The sequence below is a fragment of the Caloramator sp. Dgby_cultured_2 genome (genome assembly GCF_028872215.1).
Lineage (GTDB): Bacteria > Bacillota > Clostridia > Clostridiales > Caloramatoraceae > Caloramator > Caloramator australicus.
This window is the reverse complement of record NZ_CP118396.1, coordinates 2,107,926-2,133,981: the sequence shown is the minus strand read 5'-3', so window position 1 is coordinate 2,133,981 and position 26,056 is coordinate 2,107,926. Positions and strand designations below refer to the sequence as shown.

Sequence of the window (26,056 nt, the reverse complement as noted above, 5' to 3'; positions counted from 1 at the left end):
TGAGGCTGGTAAGATGTTAAAGGTTTTGCATAATATTGGACACAACTTCTTACCTCTCATGGTAGGAAGTTTTTTATGCCCAAAACTTTTAAATCAGTCCAGCGAGGCTGAAAAAGGAGGTTTTAAAATGCAAGAAAAAATAGTATTAAAAGGACAGTTAGCTCAGGAACTTACTTTATTTGAAAGACTAAAAAGAATAATCTTGGCAGTTCAACATCTTATCGCGATGTTTGGGGCCACAGTTTTGGTTCCTATCTTAACAGGTCTTGACCCATCGGTGGCTATATTTTCAGCAGGTCTTGGAACCATGATATTCCACCTTTGCACAAAGAAAAAGGTTCCGGTTTTCTTAGGTTCATCCTTTGCCTTTATCCCAGGGATAATTGCTGTAAAACAATCCTTTGGAGACTTAAGATATGCACAGGGCGGGATAGTAGTTGCAGGATTGATTTATGTTTTAGTATCCTTAGTGGTTCAAAGAATAGGGGTTGAAAGGATAAAAAGATTTTTACCTGCACAGGTTGTAGGACCTATGATAATGGTAATAGGTTTAAACTTGGTTCCTGTGGCCTATAACAGTGCAAAGACGAATTATTTGGTTTCAATAGCAACGCTTTTAGTTGCAGTTATGGTAACATTGTTTGGCAAGGGACTTTTAAAACAGCTGTCAATAATAGTAGGTGTTACATTTGGATATATTCTATCAGCTGCCTTAGGAATAGTTGATACATCCAGCATATCGGCAGCCAAATTAATAGAAATCCCACACTTTACTTTACCTAAATTTGACTTGGCAGCAATAGCGATTATAGCACCGGTTGTTCTTGCGGTGTTTATGGAACACATAGGCGATATTACAACAAACGGACAGGTTGTAGGACAGGATTTTATAAAGGACCCAGGGCTTAATAGAACGCTTTTAGGCGATGGTTTGGCAACCATGGCGGCAGGATTTATAGGTGGACCTGCAAATACAACCTATGGCGAAAATACAGGAGTTTTAGCGATTACAAAAATTATGACCCATCAATTCTTAGAATGACTGCAGTCTTTGCGATGATTCTAGGATTTATAGGTAAGGTTGGAGGATTTTTAAAGTCTATTCCGGTTCCAGTAATGGGCGGAATTAGCTTTATGTTGTATTCGATGATAGCCCTAATAGGAGTTCAGACGATAAAAAACAGCAAAGTGAAATTTAATGTAAAGAATATAATAGTTATGGCTACAGTTCTTATTCTAGGACTGTTACCATCATATACAGGAATAAATATAGGTATTCCTATAACAGAAACGGTAAAAATACAAGGCCTTAGCTTTGCAGCAATAGTTGGGGTTATAGTGAATTTAGTTCTAAACAGAGAATAAAATATAAGTAGGCTACCCCTTAAGGTGGGGTAGCTTTTTACTTTACAATAGTTTTCATTGTAAATAAAATTGTATTATAAACAAAAGCTTTTAAAGGAGGAGAATATGAACTTAACTATAATTTCTGTAGGCAAGCTAAAGGAAAAATATTTAAAAGAAGGCATTAATGAATATTTAAAAAGGCTTTCAAAATATGCTAAGGTTGAAATAATAGAAGTTCCTGATGAAAAGGCACCGGAGAATTTATCTCAACGGGAAGAGGAAAACATAAAGGATAAGGAAGGCCAAAATATTTTAAAACATATAAAGGAGAATATGTTCGTTGTTGCCCTTGATATTCAAGGGAAACATCTATCATCCGAGGAATTTGCACAATTTTTAAGTCAAAGGGCTATAGAGGGTAAAAGCAGCATTGCCTTTATAATAGGAGGCTCAATAGGATTATCTAAATCGGTTCTAAATAGAGCAGATTTTAAGCTATCTTTTTCTAAAATGACCTTCCCCATCAGCTTATGCGTTTGATTTTACTTGAGCAAATCTATAGGGCTTATAGGATAATTAGCGGTGAACCGTATCACAAATAAGAAAACAAATTGTAGATTAATTATATAAATCCGCAAATTTCTAATTAAGCACTTTTTAACAAATGTTAATTTCTTGAAAAAATTATAAAATTCTTAGAATTTATTTTTAAAATTAATGTTAAATTGTTATCTAATGGGAAAGGGGAATTATGAGTTATAATGATTTTATAAATATAATCATAGGACATCTTTAGCATAACTTTAAAATGTTAAAAATAAGATTCAAGAGTTTTTGGTATGGGGAGTGAGAAAAATGGGGAAAAGGCAAAAAGCCAATAAGTTCATTTGTAATATTATCGTTTTTGCGTTAATATTTATGATATTAGGTTAATCCTTAGCAAATGCTAAAGTAATTGACTTAAAGTCTAAGATAAACATAAAAATTAAAGAAATAAATTATGGGAAAATGATTAGAATAGAGGATGTTGAATATTTTATTGATAAAGTTAATGAGTATATTAACGAAAACCCTAATGCAACAGAGGAAGAAATAAATGATTTTATAAAAAAGAAATGGAAAAGAAATATTTGTATAATAATGAAAACATACTTTATGATAATATAAATGGACTTTCTTACCCAGCACCAGTTTCATTAAACCCAAAGGAGCAAGAACTATACAATAAAAATCCTTTTAAAGGGTTAAAAGCAATTTGGCAAGGTAAAAAAGCTATGGATGAAACGGAAAAGAGATATAGTGAAGGCTTGCATAATGGAAATGGTGATGCTTTCAGGCATGCTTATTGGAATGCTATGATGGTTAAACATATTGACTACAATTGGGCGTTAGATTGGGCTACAGCACATGAAGAAGGAGCAGTAGGACAACCATCTATTGAAAAAGAAATGGATTTATATAATAATGAAGTAGGTAGAAAAGCTGTTTTAGGAAAAGAATCTAAATCAGATACAGAAATAGCCGATATAATACAAGGCATGGTAAGAAATGGAAAAATGAAAAGAATAGTTAATAATAAATTAGTTAATACAAACTCGGAAGGTGAAAGGAAATAGCTATGAAAAAGATATTAATATCTAATTTAATATTACAAATTATACTGTTTTTCTCAAATATATTTTTTATAAACAAACTAAATGATGTCGTTAGATTGGTTCTTCAAAGTGAGGGATTAAAAGAAATTAAAATAAATCTTTTGAGAATTTATATTATGGGTGACATTACATATATTGTTAATAATTATATAATATATATTATAGCTATTGCAATCATTTTAAATTTGTATTTTATTTTTATGTATTATATTAAGGAAAATAAATAAATTTTAAACAATATGATTAAAATACATAAAATAAAATTAGCTAAAATAATTCATAATATTGTAAAAATTAATTCATTTATGTTAAAATAATCTTGTATGGCAGAGAAGTGAGAGCCGCAATGCTACAAAGGTAGTATTGCGGCTTTTTGGGGGGTTATGATGTCAAAGTATATTTTAGCATTAGACCAGGGGACGACAAGTTCAAGGGCAATAGTTTTTGATAAGGAAGGAAATATAGTTTCAATTGCCCAAAAGGAGTTTACTCAAATTTATCCAAGGGCAGGTTGGGTTGAACATGACCCGATTGAAATATGGGCAACACAAATCGGAGTTGCCAATGAGGCTATGGCAAAGGCAGGGCTTACATCAGGAGATATTGTTGCAATAGGGATTACAAATCAAAGGGAGACAACAGTTGTATGGGATAAAATAACTGGAAAGCCCATATACAATGCCATAGTTTGGCAGTGCAGGAGGACTTCGGGAATTTGTGATGATTTAAAGGATAGAGGATATGCAGATCTTATAAGGGAAAAAACAGGTCTTGTTTTAGATGCCTATTTTTCAGGGACTAAAATAAAATGGATCCTGGATAATATTGAAGGTGCAAGAGAAAAGGCTGAAAAGGGTGAGCTTTTGTTTGGAACCATTGACACCTGGCTTATTTGGAATTTAACCGGCGGAAGGGTGCACGTTACGGATTACTCTAACGCATCAAGAACTTTGCTATACAACATATATGAATTAAAGTGGGATGATGAGATATTAGAAATTTTAAACATACCAAAATCCATGCTGCCTGAGGTTAAAGAATCAAGCTGCATATATGGTTATACTGCAACAGACGTTATAGGTGGTGAAATTCCAATATCAGGGATTGCAGGGGATCAGCAGGCGGCATTATTTGGGCAAGGATGTTTTGAAAAGGGAATGGCAAAAACACATACGGAACAGGATGCTTTATGTTAATGAATACAGGTGAAAAGCCTGTTAAATCAAAGAAGGGGCTTTTAACCACAATAGCTTGGGGTGTTGATGGCAAAGTAGAATATGCCCTTGAGGGAAGTATATTCATGGCAGGAGCTGTTGTGCAATGGTTAAGGGATGAGCTAAGGATGATAAGGACTGCAGCAGATAGCGAAGAATATGCAACGGCTGTTGAGGATTCCAACGGGGTTTATCTTGTTCCTGCCTTTGTAGGTATGGGAGCTCCCTATTGGGATATGTATGCCAGGGGAACTATCGTTGGACTTACAAGGGGTGCCAAAAGGAACACATTATAAGGGCAGCCCTTGAGTCTATAGCATATCAAACTATGGATGTTTTAAAGGCAATGGAGGAGGATTCTAAAGTAAACTTGCAGCAGCTAAGGGTGGATGGTGGAGCTTCGGCAAATAATTTTCTAATGCAGTTTCAAGCGGATATTTTAAACGTTGACGTATATAGACCAAAGGTAATTGAAACAACAGCACTTGGAGCGGCTTATTTGGCAGGGCTTGCAGTTGGCTTTTGGAGGGATAAGGAGGAGATAATTAATAATTGGTCAGTAGACAAGAAATTTAAGCCTAATATGGAGGATGAAAAAGAGAAAAGCTCATCAAAGGATGGCATAGGGCTGTTAGAAGGGCTCTTTTATGGGAAAAGGAGGATTGATTGGATTTATTATTTGTGATAAAATATAATTAATAGAATATTTTGGCGAGAGTTGAGAGCCATGGGAAAAACCACTTAAGGTGGTCTTTTTCCATGGCTTAATTTGTTTTAAGGGGGCAAACTTATGTTTGATGTTATCATAATTGGGGCTGGAATAGTAGGAGTGAGCATTGCAAGGGAGCTTTCAAGATACGATTTAAAGTGCCTTGTAATAGAAAAAAGCAATGATGTTGCAAATGGCTCTACAAAGGCAAGCAGTGGAATCGTTCATGCAGGTTATGATGCAAAGGAGGGGACTTTAAAGGCAAAGTTTAATGTTTTGGGAAGCCAAATATATGAGGAAATTTGCAAAGAGTTAGATGTTCCATACAAAAGAAATGGTTCCTTGGTTTTAGCCTTTGATGATGAAGATATGAAGCAGATAGAGGCACTTTACGAGAGGGGTTTAAAAAACGGCGTAAAGGAACTTTCGATAATAGATAAGAATACGGTTTTATCCTTAGAGCCAAACCTACAGGAAAATGTTGTCGGTGCCCTTTATGCTAAAACTGCAGCAATAGTATCACCCTTTGAACTTGCTATTGCCCTTGCTGAAAACGCAAATGAAAACGGCGTTGAATTTATGTTTAATACGAAGGTAAATAGAATATATAAAGAGAAAGATTACTTTATAATAGAAACAAATAACGGCACCTTTAAATCCATGTATCTTGTTAATGCTGCCGGCTTATTTTCAGATGAAATAAACGACATGCTGGGAGGAGAAAAATTCAGGATAATCCCAAGAAGGGAGAATACTGCCTATTTGATAAATCTGCTGGAAATTTAGTAACAAGGACCATATTTCAACCCCCTTCAAACAGAGGAAAGGGAATATTGGTTGCGCCAACTGTTCATGGAAATTTATTTGTAGGGCCAAATGCCAGAGAAATAAATATAAGGGATGATGTTTCCACATCAAGGGAAGGAATAGAGGAGATTATAAAGGGAGGAAATAGAAGCGTTAAAAACCTAAATCTAAGGGACATAATAACCTCCTTTGCAGGGGTTAGGGCAACCCCAGCACAGGTGATTTTGTAATAAATATTCCTACAAAAATGCTGTTAATGCAGCAGGAATAGAATCACCAGGGTTAACTGCAGCTGTTGCAATTGCACCATATGTTGTTAATCTTTTAGAAAATCAAGGATTAAGATTAAATAAAAAAGCTGCTTTTATAAACAAAAGAAAAAATACAAAGCTGTTTATTAATATGACAGAGGATGAGAAAAGAAATGCCCTTCATGAAAATAATTTATATGGAAGGATAATATGTAGATGCGAACACATAACGGAGGGGGACATTGTAAATGCAATAAAAAGGCCCTTAGGAGCAAGGACAGTAGATGGAGTTAAAAGAAGAGTAAGGGCAGGAATGGGAAGGTGCCAGGGGGATTTTGCATGCCAAGGGTAGTTGAAATACTTTCAAGGGAACTTAATATTCCTATGACGGGAATATTAAAATCAGAAGAAGGAAGTTATATTTTAACCGGAAGGACAAAATAAAAGGGGTGGGAAAATGGAAAGGGATCTAGTTATAATCGGGGGTGGACCTGCAGGCCTTGCCGCTGCAATAGAGGCAAAGAAAAATGGGATTGATGATATACTTATATTAGAAAGGGACAAAAGGCTTGGTGGGATATTACAGCAATGTATTCATAATGGATTTGGCCTTCATATATTTAAAGAACAGCTTACAGGACCTGAATATGCTCAAAGGTTTATAGATGAGGTTGAAGCTTTAGGAATAGAATATAAATTGGATACGATGGTCCTTCATCTATCAAAGGATAAAAGAATTGTAGCGTTAAATCCTAAGGATGGATTAATGGAAATCAAAGCAAAGGCTGTTATACTTGCTATGGGATGTAGGGAAAGGACAAGGGGAGCTTTAAATATTCCAGGAAGTAGACCAGCAGGTATTTTTACTGCAGGTTCTGCTCAAAGATTTGTAAATATGGAAGGATATATGGTTGGTAAAAAGTAGTTATTTTAGGTTCTGGGGATATAGGGCTTATAATGGCAAGAAGGATGACCCTTGAAGGGGCAGAGGTTAAAATGGTGGTTGAGATTCTGCCCTATTCAACGGGATTAAAAAGAAATATAGTTCAGTGTCTTGAGGATTTTGATATTCCCCTTTATTTAATCATACGGTTATAAAGATTCATGGGAAAAATAGGGTAGAAGGAGTCACCATAGCAAAGGTTGACGAAAATAAAAGGCCACTTCTTGGAACGGAAAAGTATATAGAATGCGATACTTTGCTTTTATCCGTTGGACTTATTCCAGAAAATGAACTATCAAAGGAAGCCGATATTGCTATAAATCCTCTTACAAACGGAGCATATGTTAGTGAACTTATGGAAACCAGCATAGATGGGATTTTTGCCTGTGGGAACGTAGTTCATGTGCATGATCTTGTTGATTATGTAACAATGGAAAGTTACATTGCAGGATATGGGGCAGCAAAATATATTAAAGGAGAAAGATTTAAAGGAGAAAAGACCTTCAAGACTATTGGGATGAATGGAATAAGATATGTGGTTCCTAATTTTATTTCACCCCAAAATGTAAGGGAAGAGGTTAATTTTTACATGAGGGTTAATTATGTCTATAAAAATGTATATCTAATAGTTAGGGATAGAGACAATGTAATATTTAGGATTAGGAAAAATCATGTTACGCCTGGAGAAATGGAGAGCGTAAAATTATCTAAAGATATTCTTCAAAGGGTGAAGGATGAGCTTATCTTTGAACTTAAGGAGGTGGCAGAATGACAAAATATATGACCTGTATAAACTGCCCCTTAGGATGTCAACTTCAGGTTGAGATTAACGGAGAAATTAAAGTAACAGGGAATAAATGTAAAAAGGCGAAGACTATGCAAAAATGAAATCATAAACCCAACAAGAATCATAACAACAACCGTCAAGGTAAAGGGTGGAGATAGACCCCTTTTATCGGTTAAAACGGATAGGGAGGTCCCAAAGAGCAAAATATTTGATATAATGAAGGAGATAAACAAAGTAGAAGCTAAAGCGCCAATCAATATCGGAGATATAATAATTGAAAATGTTCTTGGAACCGGTGCTAATGTTGTTGCAACATCAAGGGTTGAGAGAATCAAAGATTAGGGGCTTTGTATGAAGGAGATACTTGACGATTTAAAACAAAATCCTATCATAGCAGCAATAAAAAATATTAAGGATGTCGATTTGGTCTTAGATAGGGATGTTAAAGTTGTTTTCCTATTATGCGGGGGCATCTTAAATATAAAGGATACTGTTAAAAGGATAAAAAACAAAGGAAAAAGGGTGTTTGCCCATATAGATTTAGTGGAAGGCCTTGGGAAGGATGAAGAGGCGGTGAGATTTTTAAAATATGTCGGTGTTGATGGAATAATAACGACAAAACCTACCCTAATTAGGGCTATTAAAAATGAAAATTTAATTGCTATACAAAGGATTTTTTATTAGATTCAAGATCCCTTGAAACCGGGATAAAAAACATTTTAGAAGATAGGCCAAATGCAGTTGAGATCATGCCAGGCCTTGCATATAAGGTGATCAAAAAATACATCGCCACATCAATGTCCCGGTAATTGCGGGGGATTAATTTTAGATAAAAGCGATATAGAAAATGCCCTCTCCAGCGGAGCAGTAGGGATATCCACCTCCAGCAGAGATTTATGGTAACCTCCATAATTTTGTGGAGGTTTTATTATTTTTTTAAATTATTATATAAAATAAATATTCAAAAAACGACAAAAAGAATAAAAATTCCAAAATTTTTTACTTTTATTTCAAAAATACATATGTTAAAATTATTCTTGTTAAGTCCACTTATAGTTTAGTGGCAAACTTATAACATTATTAAGAGGGGAGAAAAGATGAATAGTCTAATCCAAAAATGGAATCGACTAAGCTTAGTAAAACGAATACTTGTAGGCTTAATCGTAGGTATCATATTAGCACTAACGATGCCAGAAACGGCAAAGCCAGTTACTATTTTTGGTTCATTATTTGTTGGTGCTCTAAAGGCAGTAGCACCAATGCTGGTATTATTCTTAGTATCATCTGCTTTATCACAGCATAAGAGTGGACATCAGACCAATATGAAATCGATTATAGTTCTTTATTTAGTAGGAACATTTTCTGCAGGACTTATTGGCGTTCTTGCAAGCTTTATGTTCCCAGTTACGTTAACTTTGTCTGGAACTGAGGCAGGGAATTTAACACCTCCAGGTGGGGTTACGGAAGTATTAAAGGGGCTTTTATTGAATCTTGTTGATAATCCAGTAAAGGCTCTTTTCAATGCCAATTATATAGGAATACTATCCTGGGCAGTTCTTTTAGGCATTGCCTTAAGAAATGCTTCTGATTCTACAAAGACTATAATAGCTAATGTAGCAGATGCACTATCAACAATAGTTAGATGGGTTATTAACTTTGCACCCCTTGGAATTATGGGACTTGTTTTCGAGTCAATTGCTACGAATGGAATTCAAGCGCTATTAAGCTATGGACAATTAATAGTTCTTCTCGTTGGAGCGATGCTATTTGTAGCCCTTGTAGTTAATCCTATTATTGTTTTTTATATATCCGTCAAAATCCATACCCACTTGTATTAAGATGTTTAAAGGATAGTGGTATTACAGCCTTCTTCACAAGAAGTTCTGCAGCAAATATACCAGTTAATATGAGCCTTTGTGAAAGCTTAGGGCTTGACAAGGACACCTATTCAGTGTCAATTCCTCTTGGTGCTACAATAAATATGGCTGGTGCTGCAGTTACAATATCTGTTTTATCCCTTGCGGCTGCCAACACCCTCGGTATAAAGGTCGACATTCCTACAGCCTTTATCCTAAGCGTTTTATCAGCCATAAGTGCCTGTGGTGCTTCAGGTGTAGCTGGTGGTTCCTTATTGTTAATTCCTCTTGCTTGCAGTTTGTTTGGAATTCCAAATGATATTGCAATGCAGGTTGTAGGTGTAGGTTTTATAGTGGGTGTTATTCAGGACTCATGTGAAACAGCTCTTAACTCATCTTCAGACGTTCTATTTACAGCAACTGCTGAGTTTGCAAAGTGGCGCAAAGAAGGAAGGAAAATCGAGATATATGATACAAAGAAAACGGCATAAAATTTCCCTGCATATTTGCAGGGGTTTTTGTATTAATTTTTGTTAACAATTGCACAAAGCCCCTCTTAATGATAAAATACAATTTGTAAAATAAATGTAATGGGGGATGGAGATGAAAAAGGGAATTTTTTATTTAGCCTTTTAATGTTTTTTATTTTGATTTTTTCTGGTTGTAAAAAGAAGCTAAAATACTACAGGAACCTCTAGAAAAAACGGACTTTTTCCTTGGGACAGTATATACTATTAAAATATATGATGATGTTGACTCTACTGTTCTTGAAAAAGCCTTTAAAAGATTAAAGGAGATAGAGGACAAAATGACGATAAATGCAGAGGGCAGCGAAGTTGATGAGGTTAATGAAAATTCAGGAATAAAACCTGTCAAGGTTTCAGATGATGTTTATTACGTTATTAAAACAGGCAAGGAATTTGGAAAAGTTTCAGAGGGATTATTTGACATTACAATAGGGCCTATAGTTAAATTATGGAATATAGGAACAGATTATGCCAGGGTTCCAGAGGATTATGAAATAAAGGAAAAGCTTCCATTGGTAAATTATGAGGATATAGAATTAAACGATAGCGAAAAGACGGTCTTCCTAAAGAAAAAGGGAATGATGATAGACCTTGGAGGAATCGCAAAGGGTTATGCTGCCGATGAGGTTTGCAGAATACTTAAAGAAAACGGCGTTGAGCATGCTATTATAAACCTTGGTGGAAATGTTCTTGCAATGGGAGAAAATCCTGTTAAAAACAGGGATTGGAATATAGGAATACAAAACCCATATTCGATAAGAGGGGATTATTTTGCTATTGTTCCAATAAAGGATAAAACAGTTGTATCCTCGGGAGTTTATGAAAGATATTTTGAAGCTAATGGTAAAAGGTATCATCATATTTTAGATACCAAAACAGGGTATCCTGTAGAAAACAATTTGGTTGGAACGACAATAATAACAGATAAATCGATAGTAGCAGATGCATTGTCTACTACCATATTTGCTGCGGGAATTGAAAAGGGTTTAAAAATAGTAAACAGCATGGAAGGTGTAGAGGCAATTTTTATTACAAAGGACAAAAAGGTTTATATAACAGATGGGCTAAGGGGTAAAATTAACATAACAAATGAGGAGTTTAAGCTTGCAAATTAGAAAAAATTACAAAAATGTATGGAATTTTTTCATATTGTGTTATAATATATGATAGATATTACGAAAAGTTAAGTTTTGGGTAGAGGGGTTGGTTTAATAATTAACAAACAATACCTCATCACCCTTCGTAATATTAAATTTTAGGTAAGGGGGATTAGTATGAAAAAAGCATTAAAGTATTGACCTTTGCCCTTGCTGTTATGATTGCACTATCTTCATTTACAGTAAGCAATGGTCCAAAATTCTTTAAAGCTGATGCAGTTTCAGCAGCTACAAGCGGTGAAAGCAATAACAATCAAAACAAAACACAAACTGATACTAAAAAGACTAACACCACAACTAAGAAAACTACTCAAACAAAAACTACTACACAAACAAATGTAAAGGTTAATCGCTTGCTTGCATTAAACTCATATGGTGAAGATGTTAAAACATTACAAACATTGCTCAACAAATATGGATACAATCTAAAGGTTGATGGAATCTACGGACCAAAAACATTAGCAGCGGTTAAGGATTTTCAAAAGAAACATGGCCTTAAAGCAGGCGGTGTTGTTGGACCAAAGACAATGGCAAAATTAAACCCAGCGCCTGTTAATGTTGCAAAGAATACTACAAAGCCAACAACTAACCCAAGCACAAACAATGAAGTTAAGAAGGAAAAGGCTATCATTAAGGTAGGAAAGGTAGATTATGCTGCCCATGGAACTAAGTGCTTTACATTTGCAATCGCTGCAGTTGAGGGCGATAGAATAGTTGCAGCTTATATCGACGATTATCAGTTTATGAGCAAGGACGTAGCAAAGGGAGTTCCAAACTCAGATGCTGATTTTGGAAAGAACTATCCACAGGGAATGGTTCTTGCATCAAAGATGACAAATGCAGAATACTATTCACAGTTAATGAAAGATAAGGCAAAATCAACAGTTCCAATTGATAAAAACTTCGAAGCTATAATTGAATTTGTAAAAGGAAAGACTATAAAAGAACTTGAAAATATCCTTGCATCAACACCAAAGGATAAGATGGCAGATGCAGTAAGTGGTGCAACTCTTGCTGATACTTATGGATATATAACAGCAATAGTTGAAGCTGCTAAGGCTGCTAATAACAGCCCAGAAATTGAAGTTACTACAGATGAACTTAAGGATCTAAAGGTTGGAAAGGTTGACTTTGCGGCACACGGAACAAAATGTTTTACATTAGCTGTAGCATTCGTATCAGGAGACAAGATTGTTGCATCCTACATGGATGATTATCAATACATGAGCAAGGACGTAGCAAAGGGAGTTCCAAACTCAGATGCTGATTTTGGAAAGAACTATCCACAGGGAATGGTTCTTGCATCAAAGATGACAAATGCAGAATACTATTCACAGTTAATGAAAGATAAGGCAAAATCAACAGTTCCAATTGATAAAAACTTTGAAGCGATTTATAAATTTGTAAATGGAAAGACAATAAAGGAACTTGAAAATATCCTTGCATCAACACCAAAGGATAAGATGGCAGATGCAGTAAGTGGTGCAACCCTTGCTGATACTTATGGATATATAACAGCAATAGTTGAAGCTGCTAAGGCTGCAAGATGATAATTAGTATACATTGATATACCCTCACTTTTTAAAAAAGTGGGGGTTATTTTTGTGTTTTTTATTGTATGGTATAATTAATATAAAAATTAGCGGAGGAATATCTGATGAAAAGTCGGAATTTTATTAAATTTTTATATAATTATATAATTTTAATATTGATAATATTAAATATATTAGCCGGAGTTATACTCTATAGTATTGATAACAAGGACATAAAACCGATATTTTCTAAACCTAAATATCGTTTTTATTTTATTGCTCAAAATACTGTTGATCCCTTTTGGATGGAAGTAGTAAGAGGGGCAGAAGCAGCTGCAGGGGATTTAAATGTTGCCATTGAGTTTTGTGCCCCCGTTTTAGTGACATTCGGGAGGAATTAAAATATATTGATATTGCAACTCTTGCAAAAGTTGATGGAATTATAACCCATGCATTTAATACGGAGGATTTTACAAAGCTAATAGACAGGGCCTATTATAAGGGAATTCCTGTTATAACCCTTGAAAACGATAATAATAAAAGCAAAAGGTATGCCTTTGTTGGAACAAATAGCTTTGAAATAGGAAAGAAGGCTGCGCTACTCTTAATTAAAGCTACAGGGGAAGGGCTAAGGTTGCTGTTATTTCTAATAGCGATTCCAATGGGGATTCTATTGAAAACAATCTAAAAATGAACGGTTTTTAAGCACCATAAAGGATTATCCTGAAATGAAGGTTGTAAAGTATTACACATCTAAAATGGGGATTTTAAGTGCGGAGGAGATTACACAAAAGATAATCGATTCTAATGAAGGGATAAACGCGATATTCACAATAAGTTCAGCGGATACCTTAGGAGCTGCGCAGCTTATCGTGGATAGGAATATGGTTGGCAAAATTACCCTTGTTGGCTATGGGATTTCAGAGGAAATAACCCGCTATATTGAAAAGGAAATAATTTATGGGACGGTTGCAAGTGACCCATATAACATGGGATATGAAAGTATTAAGGCCCTTGTTGAAATAAAAGAGGGAAAAATATTCCGACCTTTATAGATTCAGAAATAAGGGTAATAACAAAGGATGAGCTTTTTAATTTAAGAAAAAAGGAAATGCTAAGAAATAAATACCGAAAGTGGGAGAGTTTATATGAACAAGGAGATATTTAAGTTTTTAGGAATTAGAAAAAGACTTATAATTTATTTCCTTTTTACTATTTTCCTTTTGACCAGCACAAGTTTTTTTCATTTTATACTGCAAAGGTTGTAATAAACAATACAAATAGCATTATAAACGATTATATATACTTAAATGAACTAAAGTATAACATAAATGGACTTATGACGGAGCTTGAAAAATATCTAACAACAGCATCATCCGAAAACCTTCTTAATTACTATAATTATTATAATCGACTTCAGGAGATTTCAAATCAAATTTCCAGGACTCTTGAATATGATAATAAGCTTCTTATTTTAATGGACATCGGCAATATGCTTGATGAACTTTTAAGGGAAACGGATAAAGCCGTCCTTGCTAAAAGGGGAGGATAAGCAGCAGATATATTTCAAATTTTCAGCGTTCAATAGAAATAAGTGAATATATAAATCAATATTATGACAAACTTCTTGACAGCAAACTTAAAACAGAATCAGAAAGATATCAAAACATAAATAAGAATATGAGTTTTGTAACTTATCTAAGTTTTTGACAATAATAATATCAATTTTTTTATCTTTATATATAGCTATTATGTCAACATATAGGCTTACAAAGCCCATATCCGACCTTTCCAATTCGGCAGAAAAGGTAGCTAAAGGGCACTTTGACATAGAAATTTACAAGCCAAACACAGGAGATGAAACGGATATACTTGCAGGTGCATTTATTAAAATGGTAGACAGCATTAAAAATTATATAAATGAGCTAAAAAACAAGCTGAGGTCGAAAAAAAATTAAAGGAACAGGAACTCCAAAATATAAAGATGGCAAGCCTTTTAAAGGAGGCAGAACTTAAGTTTTTACAATCTCAGATAAATCCCCACTTTCTTTTTAATACTTTAAATGCAGCTTCTCAGCTTGCTATGATAGAAGGTTCTGATAAAGCTTCAGAATTTATTGAAAATATAGCACAGCTTTTTAGATATAATTTAAAAAATATAGATGATTTAGTTCCATTAAGGGATGAAATAGAGCATGTGAAAAATTATATGGGAATATTAAAAATGAGGTTTGGAAATAGGATAGAGTTTTTAGCGATATAGATGAAGGGGCACTCGATGTTAAAGTTCCAAGAATAACCCTACAGCCAATAGTTGAAAATGCTTATGTCCATGGGCTTCAGAATTTAGAAAGGCCTGGCGAAATACACCTAAATGTTAAATCTATGAAAGAAAATATAATAATCGAAATAATAGATAACGGGATGGGAATGGATGAAGATACAATACAAAAATACTTTTATCGGCTACAGATGAAAGATTATCTAAAAAACATGTTACTGGAATAGGTATGAATAATGTTTTGGAAAGGCTTGAGATTTTATTTGATATTCAGGATAGATGTGAATTAATAAGTATAGAAAGTAAACTGGGTTATGGAACCAAGATAACATTAAGAATACCAAAGGGGAATTCACGAATAAAGGATGTGAAGGTATGTTAAAGATTTTGATTGTTGATGATGAATATCTTGTGCTTGATTCTCTGAAGATGATAATATCTAAAAATTTTGAAGATGTTAAGGTCATTGGGACTGCAAGTTCAGGTAGAGAAGCAATAGAAAAGGCAATTGAGCTTAAACCGGATGCCATATTTATGGACATTCATATGCCAGGAATTGATGGAATAGAAGCCATAAGGCAGATTAAGGCAGCAAATAACGATGTATTTTTGTTATACTTACGGCCTATGAATATTTTGATTATGCTAAAGAAGCACTTAATTTAGGAGTTTTTGAATACCTATTAAAGCCTATAAACAAATCAAAGGTAATTGAAACGATAAGCAAACTATCTGCTGCTGTTGAAAACAAAAGGAGAAATTTTCTAATAGAAGTAGAATTAAAGGATAAAATAAATAAAATTATTCCTTTTCTAGAAGCACAGTTTGTTTCTTATAAGATGTTTAATGTTGGAACATTAAATGAAGTGCAATTTTATGAAGGCATATTTAATATGGATCTTAAACATGGCTATGCTATGTGCATTTTATTTTCTGACTTTGAGGATAGAGGTAAAGTAGAGAGCCTTAAGGGAAGGCAGGACAAACAAAATTTTTATGACCTTTTAAAGATAAAGTTAAAGGGGTTAACCAATTGTCTTATAGGAAGACCATTGTCAGATAGAATAGTAGCTTTTATTCCTGTTAATGAAGCGGAAAATATAAATGATATAAAGGATAAATCTGTTAAGTTAGGAAAGAGGCTAACAGAAAAATTAATGGGATCAACTGATATAAAGTTTAAAATAGGGATAGGAAGGGTTTATGACCTTGAAGGATTCCCAAGGTCCTGTAGTGAGGCTTATCTTGCCGCAGCTACTAAAACTGATGGAATTATAATTCATTATGAGGATATACCATTAAATTTGCAATCCTCCTATGATTATAATAGTAACATTGAAAATTTGTTTTTGAACTCAATAATTACAGGGAATTTTAACGAAGCCCATGAGATTTTTAAAGAGATATTTGTTTGGCTTAACAGTATTTATTTAGAAGATATCGATAGGATAAAGGCAAAATTAATAGAACTAGTTTTTTAATAGAAAGGGCAGTTTCCCAAAGGATTGATAATTTTAGTGACATTAAGCAAAAAGTTATTTTATCCTTATTAAAGATAAGCAATGGAATCGAATTAAGAATGCAATTTCTGCAATTTTTATCCGATTTAGCCTATCAAATTCAAAATTCAAAAACGGCAATATAGATGGAATTGTTTCAAAGGTTTTAGAGTATATAAATAAAAATTATCATCAGGATATATCTTTACATGATATAGCAAAAAGCGTCAATTTGAGCTACCATTATTTAAGCAAAATCTTTAAGGATAAAATAGGTAAGGGATTTATAGAATATTTAACAGAGCTTAGGATAGAAAAATCTATGCAGCTTCTTATAAATCAAAATTTAAGCATTAAGGAGATCTGTCAGCAGATAGGATACAGCGATCCAAATTATTATTGCAAGGCCTTCAAAAGGGTGACAGGAATGACGCCAACAGAGTATAGACTTTCAAGAAATGTAAGGGGGATAATCTTGCTTAAGGATAGGATATTAAAAAACACCCTTACAGTTATATTGGTTGTTATTCTTTTTATTGAACTTTCTTTTATTTTTATAAAGCTTTATAAACCTGATTTTTATTTAAAACAATCTAATGGATCTAATTCTGAGAATAATAACAAAATTAAAATAGGTTTTTCCCTTGGGACATTAAAGGAGGAAAGATGGATAAAGGACAGAGACATTTTAATTACAAAGGCAAGAGAATTAGGGGCAGAGATAATAGTTCAAAATGCCAACAACGATGATCAGGACCAGCTAAAGCAAGTTAAATATCTATTAGATCAGGGTATAGATATTCTTATATTAGTTCCTAATGACTATAAAAAAGCCTCTAAAGCTGTTGAAATGGCAAAGGAAAGGGGGATCCCTGTAATTTCCTATGATAGGCTTGTTTTGAATTCAAATGTCGATCTTTATATAAGTTTTGACAACGTAAGGGTTGGAGAACTCATGGCCTTATGGTTGTTAAAAAAGGTAAAATGGGGGAATATTTTTATTGTCAATGGAGCTCCTAATGACTATAACACAAAAATGATTAAGGAGGGTTATGACAGGATATTAATGCCCTATGTTGAAGCTAAGAAAATAAACATAATAAAGGAGGAATGGGCAGAAAACTGGCTAAAGGAATATGCCTTTAGTGTTATTGATAAAGAACTTCAAAGGGGCACTAAAATTAATGGAATAATAGCAGGGAACGATAGCTTAGCAGAGGGGGCAATTGAAGCCTTATCGGAACACAGATATATGGGGAAGGTTTATGTTGTTGGACAGGATGCTGACCTTTGGGCATGCCAAAGAATTGTTGAGGGAACTCAGCTTATGACGGCTTATAAGCCTATTGACAAATTAGCAGAGGCAACGATTGAAATGGCCATAAAACTTGTTAAAAAGGAACCTTTAAATATAGAAAGGAAAATATTTGATGGCAAATACTATGTTCCGTATTATGTTTTGCAGCCAATTCCTGTTGATAAGGACAACATTGAGGAAACGATAATAAAGGACGGATTCCATTTAAAGGAAGAAGTATATATAAAAGGATGGCAGTCAATAGAAAATTCTATTGACTGCAATTTTTTACTACAAAAATTACTACTTCAAAATTTTAAATTTGAATAATAGCTAATTTATGCATAAACTTTGCAAATAGGTCCAGAGACAAGCATCTTCATTTGTGCAATAATTTTAATAGAATTAATAATCAAAAAATTTAAAAATCAGGGGGTTAAAAATGAAAAAGATCATTGCGTTTTTTATGTTAGCAATGATGATGCTAGGACTAACATCCTGCGGAACAAAAAGGTGGATGTTGGTATAGTATTGCCAACAAAGGATGAACCAAGATGGGTTCAGGATGAAACAAGATTTAAGGAAGCTCTAAAGGATACCGATTATTCAGTTGAAATTTTATTCAGCCAAGGATCTTCAGCAAAGGAAAAGGAAAATGTTGATGCTTTAATTGCAAAGGGAATTAAAGTGCTTATAATTTGCCCACATGATGGTAATGCAGCTGCAGCTGCAGCAGAAGCTGCTAAAAAAGAAGGAATAAAGGTTATATCCTATGACAGATTGATAACTAATACCGACGCTGTTGATTATTATGTAACCTTTGATAGCATTGCAGTTGGTGAAGCTCAAGCACAATACCTTGTAGATAAAGCAAAGGGAAAAGGAAATCCACTTTATCTTTATGCAGGGGCAGCATCAGACAACAACGCATTCCTATTCTTTGAAGGTGCATGGAATGTTTTGCAGCCAAAGATTGCTGATGGAACATTCGTTATAAAGAACTCAAGCGAAGCTGTTGCTCTTCAAAATAAGCCAAAATTAACTCGTGATGAAATGGCAAGAATAATAGGCCAGATTACAACAAACTGGGATTTCAATGAAGCAAAGAGAAGAGCAGAAGACAACTTAACAGCTGCTAAGAAGGAAGATAAGGGTAATGTATTTATACTTGCACCAAACGATGGAACAGCTCGTGCTATTGCAGATGCCTTTGCAGCAGATAAAGATGTTACAAGCTATGTAGTAACAGGACAAGACGCTGAAAAGGCTTCAGTTCAGTATATAATTGATGGAAAACAATCAATGACAGTATTCAAGGATGTTAGAACTCTTGTTAAGGATGCTATAGCAATGGCAAAGGATTTACTCCAAGGAAAAGAACCAGAAACAACAGGAACATATAACAACGGAAAGATTGATGTTAAGGCAAAGCAAACAGAAGTTATAGTTGTTGATAAAAATAATGTAAAGGAAGCATTAATAGATTCAGGCTACTATAATGCTTCAGACTTTACAGGAATACAATAATGCAAATATGAATAGTGATAGTTTATGCTATCACTATTCATTTCTTAATCAATTAAATGTCATTTCAAGGAGTTTGGTGTTATGAGTGAATACATTTTAGAGATGAAGAATATAACAAAGACATTTCCAGGAGTTAAAGCATTAGATAACGTTGACTTTAGGGTAAAAAGGGAGAGATTCACTGCTTAGTTGGAGAAAATGGTTCAGGGAAATCAACCCTCATGAAGGTATTAAGTGGGGTTTATCCTTTTGGAGAATACGCGGGAGAAATTATATTCGATGGAAAGCCTCAAAAATTTAAAAGTATAAACGATAGTGAACGAGTTGGAATTGTTACGATATATCAGGAACTTGCACTGATTCCTGAGCTTACGATATATGAAAACATATTTTTGGGGCATGAAATAAAGAAAGGAAACTTCATCGACTGGAATGAAACTATAGCAAGGGCAAAAAAGATGCTAAAAAAGGTTAAGCTGGATATAAATCCAACACTAAAGGTTAAGGACCTTGGGGTTGGCATGCAGCAGCTTGTTGAGATTGCAAAGGCCCTTTCAAAAACGTAAAGCTTTTGATTTTAGATGAGCCAACAGCAGCTCTAAATGAGGATGACAGCGAAAACCTATTAAAATTAATTAAAGAGTTAAAAGAGCATGGAGTAACATGTATATTGATTTCCCACAAATTAAAGGAAGTTATATCCGTTGCGGATTCAATTACAGTGTTAAGGGATGGTAAGATGATTTCATCCCTTGAAGTTGGAAAGGATGAGATAAGCGAAAATATAATAATAAAACATATGGTCGGAAGGGAAATAGAGGATATTTATCCTAAGAGAAAGAAAAAGGAGTTTGGAGAGAAGGTCCTTGAGGTAAAAAATTTAAGCGCTTATGATCCTAATCTAGGAAGACAAATCCTAAAGGATGTTGAGTTTAACGTTCGAAAGGGTGAAATCGTAGGAATAGCTGGACTTATGGGTGCAGGGAGAACAGAGCTTGCTCTGTCCATATTTGGAAATCCCAAAGGTTATAGGTTAAAGGGTGAAATTTATGTTAATGGACAAAAAAGAAATTTACAAAACCAAAGGATGCAATAAGAGCTGGAATTGCTTACGTATCAGAGGATAGAAAGGGAAATGGTTTGATCCTAATAGATGATATTAGAAACAATATTTCAATTACAAACCTTAAGGAACTTACAAAAACGGGTTTGTAAATGAAAATGAGGAGATTAAAGTTGCCAATGAATATAAAGAGTCTTTAAGGATAAAAGCACCAAGCGTTGAACAAAAGGTTGGCAACCTTAGCGGCGGGAATCAACAGAAGGTTTCCCTTGCAAAGTGGCTTTTTGTAAAACCCCATGTCCTTATATTAGACGAGCCTACAAGGGGTATTGATGTTGGTGCAAAATATGAGATATATACCCTCATGAATCAGCTTGTTGAAAAGGGAATGAGCATAATAATGATTTCATCTGAACTTCCTGAAATTTTAGGAATGAGCGACAGAGTATATGTAATGTCGGGAGGTAGAATGGTTGGTGAACTGCCTATAGAAGAAGCAACCCAAGAAAAAATAATGGAACTTGCAACGAATTAGGAGGCATTGTTATGAGGTTTATGGATGAAGCTAAATATCTTTTAAAACAAAATATACGTGACTATGGAATGTATGTTGCCCTTGCAGTTATAATGATGATTTTTACTGCTACAACAGGTGGGCTTTTTATATCATCAAGAAATATAAGCAACCTAATAAATCAAACAGGCTATATAGCTGTTTTGGCGGTTGGCATGACTTTAATAATAGTTATAAGGCATATCGACCTTTCGGTAGGATATCTTGCAGGATTTTTAGGTGCAATTGCTGCTATACTTTTAACAAAGGCAGGGGCACCTGTATATTTAACTATTTTAGTAGTTCTTGTATTAGGAACTTTAATTGGACTTTTTAATGGTTATTTGGTTGCCTATGTTGGAATCCCAGCCTTTGTGGCAACACTTGCAGGAATGCTGGCCTTTAGGGGGCGCTTCTTTTAGTTACAGAAGAGACAGGAACGATTATAGTGCCAAATAAAAGTTTTAATGCCATTGGCAATGGCTTTATTCCTGATATTGCCCATATTCCAGGAATTCATCTTTTAACCCTTCTAATTGGTGCGTTAGCGATAGTCTTTTATATATACAGCGAATTTAATGTTAGAAAAAATAAGATTAAATACAATTTTGAGGTTATATCCTTTAAGATGTTCATATTAAAACTTGTCCTTGTTTCATCGATAATTGCTTATGTTACATGGATTTTATCGGGATATAATGGACTTTCCTGGACGGGTTGTTATAGTTATTATCGTTGTTGCTATATATCATGTAATAACTACGAAAACTCCCTTGGAAGATATATATATGCAGTTGGTGGAAACCCTGAGGCTGCAAAGCTTAGCGGTATTGATGTAAGTAAGATTACATTGATAGTCTTTGGATCGATGGGCCTTTTATCAGCCCTTTCAGGAATACTTTACACAGCAAGACTTCAATCTGCAACAACAACAGCAGGAACGCTGTTTGAGCTTGATGCAATAGCAGCTGCTTATGTTGGTGGTGTTTCAGCAGCAGGCGGTGTTGGAAAGGTTACAGGTTCTATTGTTGGTGCCCTTGTTATGGCGTCTCTAATAAACGGAATGAACTTAATGGGAGTTGGAATATCCTATCAGTATATAATAAGAGGTGCTGTTCTTGCAGCAGCAGTTATATTTGATGTAAAAACCCGCAACAAGAGTAGATAACAAGATCCCCCTAAAGCGTCTGGATTTTCCAGACGCTTTTATTATAAAGTTTTGTGCTAAGCAAACGATAATTTTAGTGAGGATTTAAGGACAACAAAAGCTAAGGAGGTTAAATTTACAATGAAGAAAATGGCTGGAACAAGTATTAAAATAAAATTAGTTGCAATGTTCATAGCAGTAATTGTATTTAGTATGGGAATTTTAGGTATTGCTTCATATGGCATATCAAAAATCACTTTCTGATCTTGGAAACAGAGCATTGAAAAACAAGATAAATATGGGTATTACATTTATGGAGGCATTAGAAAGTCAAGTTCAAGAAGGAAAACTTACTAGGGAGGAAGCTCAGGAAATTTTCAAATCTAAAATGTTAAATCCTAAAAAGGGTGATGGTAAAACAAGAGGACAAAATGAAAAGTTAGAATTAGATATAGGAGCTTACATGTTTGCTATAAATAGTCAAGGAATAGAAATGATGCATCCTTTTAAGGAGGGAGATGATATATCTAACATAGTAGATCCTAAAGGAAACAATATCGTAAAATTAATTATAGAAGAGGGTAAACATCCAAAAATAATGGTATTATAAAATATTATTGGAAAAATCCAGGAGAAGATATAATTCGAGCTAAAACAAATGCAGTAGCATACTTTGAACCATGGGATTGGTATGTAAATGTTGGAGTTTATGATGAAGACTTTTATAGGCCGGCCCAAAAGGTTTTAAACATTATACTTTTGTTTTCTTTGATAAACCTTTTAGTAGGGTCCAGTTTGATATTGTGGTTTCTTAATAAAAAACTTAATCCATTAAAGGAACTTTCTGAATCCATGAAGGAGGTTGCAGAGGGTAATCTAAATATAGAACTTGAAATTAAAAGCAATGATGAAATAGGAAAAATACAAGAGAGTTTCGGGAAAATGCTAAAGGCCCAAAGGGAAATGATAAAGAAGATAAAGGTTAGCGTTGAGGAGGTATTGGGACAATCGGAAAACTTATCAGCTACATCTGAGGAGATGGCCTCAAGTTCACAGGAAGTTGCAAAGACGATGCAGCAGATAGCAGAAGGTTCTTCCTCCCAGGCAAATGATTTACAGGAAATAGTAGGGCTTATGACAGAGTTGACACAAAATATAGAAAATGCATTAAGGGAATTAACAACAGTTAAAGATGAAACTTTAAATACATCTAATAGGGCAAATATTGGTAAATCAGAGATGGATAAATTAATTAGGACAATAGAGGATATTAAAAATGCGTTTGAAATAGTAACATTAAAGGTTAATAATCTTACAAATTCAGTTAAAGAGATAAGCAATATAACTAACGTAATAACCTCAATAGCAGAGCAAACAAATTTACTTGCATTAAATGCTGCAATAGAGGCGGCAAGGGCAGGGGAGGCAGGAAGAGGTTTTGCAGTAGTTGCGGATGAGGTTAGAAAGCTTGCAGAGGAGTCGAAGAAGTCTGCTAGTGAAATAGTTGAACTCGTAAATTCAATTGAAAAGGATACGGATGATGTAATAATTACATCAAAGGATGTGGATGGATTTATAAAATCCCAGGCAACAGCAGTTGAAAAAACAGTAGCCTCCTTTGGGGATATACTGGAATCTATTGAAAGAATAGCACCTCTTATGAAGAATACCTATAATGCTATGGATGAGATGGTAAGCTCCAAGGATAAAGTTCTTTTAAAGGTTGAGGCGGTAAGCGCAGTAACGGAAGAAAACACAGCAGCAGCTGAAGAGGTTGCAGCATCTTCAGAGGAACTTTCAGCATCCTCACAGGAGGTTGCAGCAACAGCCAATACTTTAAATCAGCTTGCTACTGATTTAGCTAATGCTGTTGAAATATTTAGGTTAAATTAAAAGGATATTGTGCTTAAGGCAGATTATCAATATCTGCCTTTTATATTTAATAATGGATTTGCTATAATTTAGATTTTATATTGCCTTTTATATCTAAATATTGTAAAATTAGTTTAAACGATGATGGTTTATGTCGAATTATGTTATAAAGGTGAGAATTATGAAAAAGAAGAAGATTAACTTAACTAATATAGCTATAATTCCACTTATTGTGGTGATTATATCCATATTTTTAACTATGTTCTCTACTTATTTAACAGGAAGTAAAATTATTAAGAATAAAACCAAGGAGTTTGGGCTTAATATTGCAAAAGAGGTTGCTGTTGCTATAGAAAATAACGAAACTTCATTGAGAAAGATTGATAGAGCCTTTGAAGATAAACTTATAATGGCTGGAAGAGCGGTTTTATTAAATGATAACAAGATAAACAATACCCTGTTAAAAGAATACGCATATAAATTGGGGATATTTGAATTAAATCTATTTAACAAGGAAGGTAAAATAGTATTTTCAAACATTGATGAATATGTTGGATTTATTGCGCCAGAGAATCATCCTATAAGAAGATTTATGAAAAGCAGTTATTCTGAGTGGGTAGAGGAGGATATAAGAAAGGATGTATCTTCCGATAGGTATTTAAGATATGGCTATGTTAAGAATAAAGATGGTTCAATAATCCAGGTTGGAATTCTTGCAAATGAAATATATGAACAAAGAAGAATTTTTAGCCCCCAGATATTATTAAACCATTATATTAACGACGATAATATCCTTTATATTTTGCTATATGACAAAAATTTAAGTGTAGTCTCTTATGTTGGTGATTTTCAGCAAGAGAAGATAAATGATAAACCATATCTTGATGAAGTATTAAATGGCAAAACAGTTGTAAACGAGATGATAGATAAAGAAGGGGAAATAAACATAGTTAAGATTCTAATGCCCGTATTTTCAGAGGGTAAAATTACAGGCATTTTAAGTATGGGACTATCCCTAAAAAGCCTAGTCATATCCCTATATAAATATTTTGCTATTTCTTTACTCATGGCATTATTAACTTCTTTGATTATTTTACTTATAGTAAATAAAAAGATTTTAAAGCCTATTGATGTCTTGTCTGAAGATCTTAGTCAAATCGATTTAGAGGGAAACTTAGAATATAGAGTTGAAATTTTTGAAAATGATGATTTTGCTGATCTTAAAAGGGTAATAAATGAGATGCTTGATAAGATAAATGGATATGTAAATAATATAAAGGAACATAAAGAGGAGCTTTTGGTATCTAATGAGGAGCTGGCTGCAACGGTTGAGCAGCTTACTGCAGCAGAGGAGGAGCTAAGGGCCCAATACGAGGAAATCCAATCTTATAATGAAAGATTACAAGAATTACAACAAAAGTATGAAATAGCCATCGAAGGAAGCAATAGTGCCGTTTGGGAAATTGATTTGGAAAAAGGGACAATTAATTTGTCAGAAAGTTTCCTTCAAATGATGGGTATTAGTTTGTATGGTGAGAATGAATTATCAAAAGTTTTTGATACAGTTTTAGAGGAAGAGGATAAACAAAGACTAATAGATTCCTATCGTAGATATATCCATGGCTATTCTGATGGGATATATTCACAGATAAAAATGAAAGATTCAAAGGGAAGAACAAGATGGTTTTTGATTTCAGCAAGATGTATTAAGGATATTAAAGCAAGAAAACTTTATGGTATTTTAACTGAAATAACAAGGCTTAAAGAACAGGATGAGGCCATCACTTTTCTTGCCTACAACGATCACTTGACAGGACTTCCTAATAGAAGAATGCTTGAAAAGACTTTTAAAGAAGTTGTAAAGGACGGACATGGTGCAGTTGTATTAATGGATTTAGATAATTTTAAAAATATCAACGATACTAAAGGGCATGTTTTTGGAGATGCACTGCTTAAAAGTGTGTCGGAATTTTTTAGCCAAATGAAGGAAGAAAATATAAACTTTTTAGATTTGGTGGGGATGAATTTATAA

Annotated in this window: 24 protein-coding genes and 9 pseudogenes; all 33 read left to right on the top strand. The window is 34.1% G+C overall.

Features of this window, described 5'->3' with window-relative positions:
- Positions 1–127 precede the first annotated feature (127 nt).
- The 33 genes and pseudogenes from PWK10_RS14765 to PWK10_RS14615 all read left to right on the top strand — a co-directional run bounded on the left by PWK10_RS14765 (position 128) and on the right by PWK10_RS14615 (position 26,056).
- Positions 128–1,365: pseudogene (locus PWK10_RS14765) on the top strand (uracil-xanthine permease family protein).
- A 105-nt stretch (positions 1,366–1,470) separates the two neighbouring features.
- Positions 1,471–1,949: pseudogene (gene rlmH / locus PWK10_RS14760) on the top strand (23S rRNA (pseudouridine(1915)-N(3))-methyltransferase RlmH).
- Positions 1,950–2,355: 406 nt separating this feature from the next.
- Positions 2,356–2,514 (top strand): hypothetical protein, encoded by a 159-nt coding sequence (locus PWK10_RS14755; RefSeq protein WP_274766571.1) that lies wholly within the window; start codon positions 2,356–2,358, stop codon positions 2,512–2,514.
- Positions 2,478–2,963, top strand: coding sequence for a DUF6973 domain-containing protein (locus PWK10_RS14750; RefSeq protein WP_274766570.1), 486 nt, complete (start codon positions 2,478–2,480; stop codon positions 2,961–2,963). The genes PWK10_RS14755 and PWK10_RS14750 overlap by 37 nt, the downstream gene beginning before the upstream one ends.
- Positions 2,964–2,965: 2 nt before the next feature.
- On the top strand, positions 2,966–3,229 hold the full coding sequence (locus tag PWK10_RS14745) for a hypothetical protein (protein WP_274766569.1): 264 nt from the start codon (positions 2,966–2,968) through the stop codon (positions 3,227–3,229).
- 159 nt (positions 3,230–3,388) lie between these two features.
- Positions 3,389–4,882 (top strand): annotated as a pseudogene (gene glpK / locus PWK10_RS14740) (glycerol kinase GlpK).
- Between the two features lie 124 nt (positions 4,883–5,006).
- Positions 5,007–6,427, top strand: a pseudogene (locus PWK10_RS20090) (FAD-dependent oxidoreductase).
- A gap of 13 nt (positions 6,428–6,440) precedes the next feature.
- Positions 6,441–7,698, top strand: a pseudogene (locus PWK10_RS14730) (NAD(P)/FAD-dependent oxidoreductase).
- A gap of 81 nt (positions 7,699–7,779) precedes the next feature.
- Entirely contained in the window at positions 7,780–8,055 is a 276-nt protein-coding gene (locus PWK10_RS14725; protein WP_342455812.1) for a DUF1667 domain-containing protein, read from the top strand.
- 9 nt (positions 8,056–8,064) lie between these two features.
- A pseudogene (locus PWK10_RS14720) lies at positions 8,065–8,522 on the top strand (glycerol-3-phosphate responsive antiterminator).
- A gap of 13 nt (positions 8,523–8,535) precedes the next feature.
- Entirely contained in the window at positions 8,536–8,616 is an 81-nt protein-coding gene (locus PWK10_RS20085) for a hypothetical protein (RefSeq protein WP_446715386.1), read from the top strand.
- Between the two features lie 194 nt (positions 8,617–8,810).
- Positions 8,811–10,060 (top strand): annotated as a pseudogene (gene sstT / locus PWK10_RS14715) (serine/threonine transporter SstT).
- A 188-nt stretch (positions 10,061–10,248) separates the two neighbouring features.
- Positions 10,249–11,211 carry an FAD:protein FMN transferase gene (locus PWK10_RS14710; RefSeq protein WP_274768306.1) on the top strand — a complete coding sequence of 321 codons (963 nt, stop codon included), beginning with the start codon at positions 10,249–10,251 and terminating at the stop codon, positions 11,209–11,211.
- Positions 11,212–11,390: 179 nt separating this feature from the next.
- Positions 11,391–12,803 carry a peptidoglycan-binding domain-containing protein gene (locus tag PWK10_RS14705; RefSeq protein ID WP_274766567.1) on the top strand — a complete coding sequence of 471 codons (1,413 nt, stop codon included), beginning with the start codon at positions 11,391–11,393 and terminating at the stop codon, positions 12,801–12,803.
- A gap of 346 nt (positions 12,804–13,149) precedes the next feature.
- Positions 13,150–13,473, top strand: a complete 324-nt coding sequence (locus PWK10_RS14700) for a substrate-binding domain-containing protein (RefSeq protein WP_274766566.1) — start codon at positions 13,150–13,152, stop codon at positions 13,471–13,473.
- 40 nt (positions 13,474–13,513) lie between these two features.
- Complete coding sequence (locus PWK10_RS14695) at positions 13,514–13,840, top strand: substrate-binding domain-containing protein (protein WP_274766565.1); 327 nt, start codon at positions 13,514–13,516, stop codon at positions 13,838–13,840.
- Between the two features lie 284 nt (positions 13,841–14,124).
- Complete coding sequence (locus tag PWK10_RS14690) at positions 14,125–14,337, top strand: hypothetical protein (RefSeq protein ID WP_274766564.1); 213 nt, start codon at positions 14,125–14,127, stop codon at positions 14,335–14,337.
- Positions 14,338–14,491: 154 nt separating this feature from the next.
- The gene (locus PWK10_RS14685; protein ID WP_274766563.1) at positions 14,492–14,743 is read left to right on the top strand and encodes a HAMP domain-containing protein; all 252 of its coding nucleotides are present in this window, start codon (positions 14,492–14,494) and stop codon (positions 14,741–14,743) included.
- A gap of 26 nt (positions 14,744–14,769) precedes the next feature.
- Positions 14,770–15,048, top strand: coding sequence for a histidine kinase (locus tag PWK10_RS14680; protein ID WP_274766562.1), 279 nt, complete (start codon positions 14,770–14,772; stop codon positions 15,046–15,048).
- Entirely contained in the window at positions 15,045–15,293 is a 249-nt protein-coding gene (locus PWK10_RS18960; protein ID WP_342455811.1) for a sensor histidine kinase, read from the top strand. The genes PWK10_RS14680 and PWK10_RS18960 overlap by 4 nt, the downstream gene beginning before the upstream one ends.
- Positions 15,294–15,295: 2 nt before the next feature.
- Positions 15,296–15,448 (top strand): hypothetical protein, encoded by a 153-nt coding sequence (locus tag PWK10_RS14675; RefSeq protein ID WP_274766561.1) that lies wholly within the window; start codon positions 15,296–15,298, stop codon positions 15,446–15,448.
- Positions 15,442–15,732, top strand: coding sequence for a response regulator (locus tag PWK10_RS14670; protein WP_274766560.1), 291 nt, complete (start codon positions 15,442–15,444; stop codon positions 15,730–15,732). The genes PWK10_RS14675 and PWK10_RS14670 overlap by 7 nt, the downstream gene beginning before the upstream one ends.
- 227 nt (positions 15,733–15,959) lie before the next feature.
- Positions 15,960–16,547, top strand: a complete 588-nt coding sequence (locus tag PWK10_RS14665; protein ID WP_274766559.1) for a hypothetical protein — start codon at positions 15,960–15,962, stop codon at positions 16,545–16,547.
- A gap of 61 nt (positions 16,548–16,608) precedes the next feature.
- Positions 16,609–18,192, top strand: coding sequence for a substrate-binding domain-containing protein (locus PWK10_RS14660; protein WP_342455810.1), 1,584 nt, complete (start codon positions 16,609–16,611; stop codon positions 18,190–18,192).
- A 183-nt stretch (positions 18,193–18,375) separates the two neighbouring features.
- Positions 18,376–19,389: a sugar ABC transporter substrate-binding protein gene (locus tag PWK10_RS14655; RefSeq protein ID WP_274766558.1), complete on the top strand. Its 1,014-nt coding sequence runs from the start codon at positions 18,376–18,378 to the stop codon at positions 19,387–19,389.
- 81 nt (positions 19,390–19,470) lie between these two features.
- Positions 19,471–20,987: pseudogene (locus PWK10_RS14650) on the top strand (xylose ABC transporter ATP-binding protein).
- A gap of 11 nt (positions 20,988–20,998) precedes the next feature.
- On the top strand, positions 20,999–21,427 hold the full coding sequence (locus PWK10_RS14645) for an ABC transporter permease subunit (protein WP_274766557.1): 429 nt from the start codon (positions 20,999–21,001) through the stop codon (positions 21,425–21,427).
- A gap of 26 nt (positions 21,428–21,453) precedes the next feature.
- Positions 21,454–22,173, top strand: a complete 720-nt coding sequence (locus tag PWK10_RS14640; RefSeq protein WP_274766556.1) for an ABC transporter permease subunit — start codon at positions 21,454–21,456, stop codon at positions 22,171–22,173.
- Between the two features lie 120 nt (positions 22,174–22,293).
- Positions 22,294–22,416, top strand: coding sequence for a hypothetical protein (locus PWK10_RS14635; protein WP_274766555.1), 123 nt, complete (start codon positions 22,294–22,296; stop codon positions 22,414–22,416).
- On the top strand, positions 22,391–22,762 hold the full coding sequence (locus tag PWK10_RS14630; protein ID WP_274766554.1) for a cache domain-containing protein: 372 nt from the start codon (positions 22,391–22,393) through the stop codon (positions 22,760–22,762). Before PWK10_RS14635 ends, PWK10_RS14630 begins: the two co-directional genes overlap by 26 nt.
- Positions 22,756–22,842 (top strand): annotated as a pseudogene (locus PWK10_RS18955) (cache domain-containing protein); the annotation flags it as partial. The gene PWK10_RS14630 and the pseudogene PWK10_RS18955, both read left to right, overlap by 7 nt.
- Positions 22,843–22,947: 105 nt before the next feature.
- Positions 22,948–24,045: a methyl-accepting chemotaxis protein gene (locus PWK10_RS14620; RefSeq protein WP_274766553.1), complete on the top strand. Its 1,098-nt coding sequence runs from the start codon at positions 22,948–22,950 to the stop codon at positions 24,043–24,045.
- A 160-nt stretch (positions 24,046–24,205) separates the two neighbouring features.
- Positions 24,206–26,056 carry a diguanylate cyclase domain-containing protein gene (locus tag PWK10_RS14615; RefSeq protein WP_274766552.1) on the top strand — a complete coding sequence of 617 codons (1,851 nt, stop codon included), beginning with the start codon at positions 24,206–24,208 and terminating at the stop codon, positions 26,054–26,056.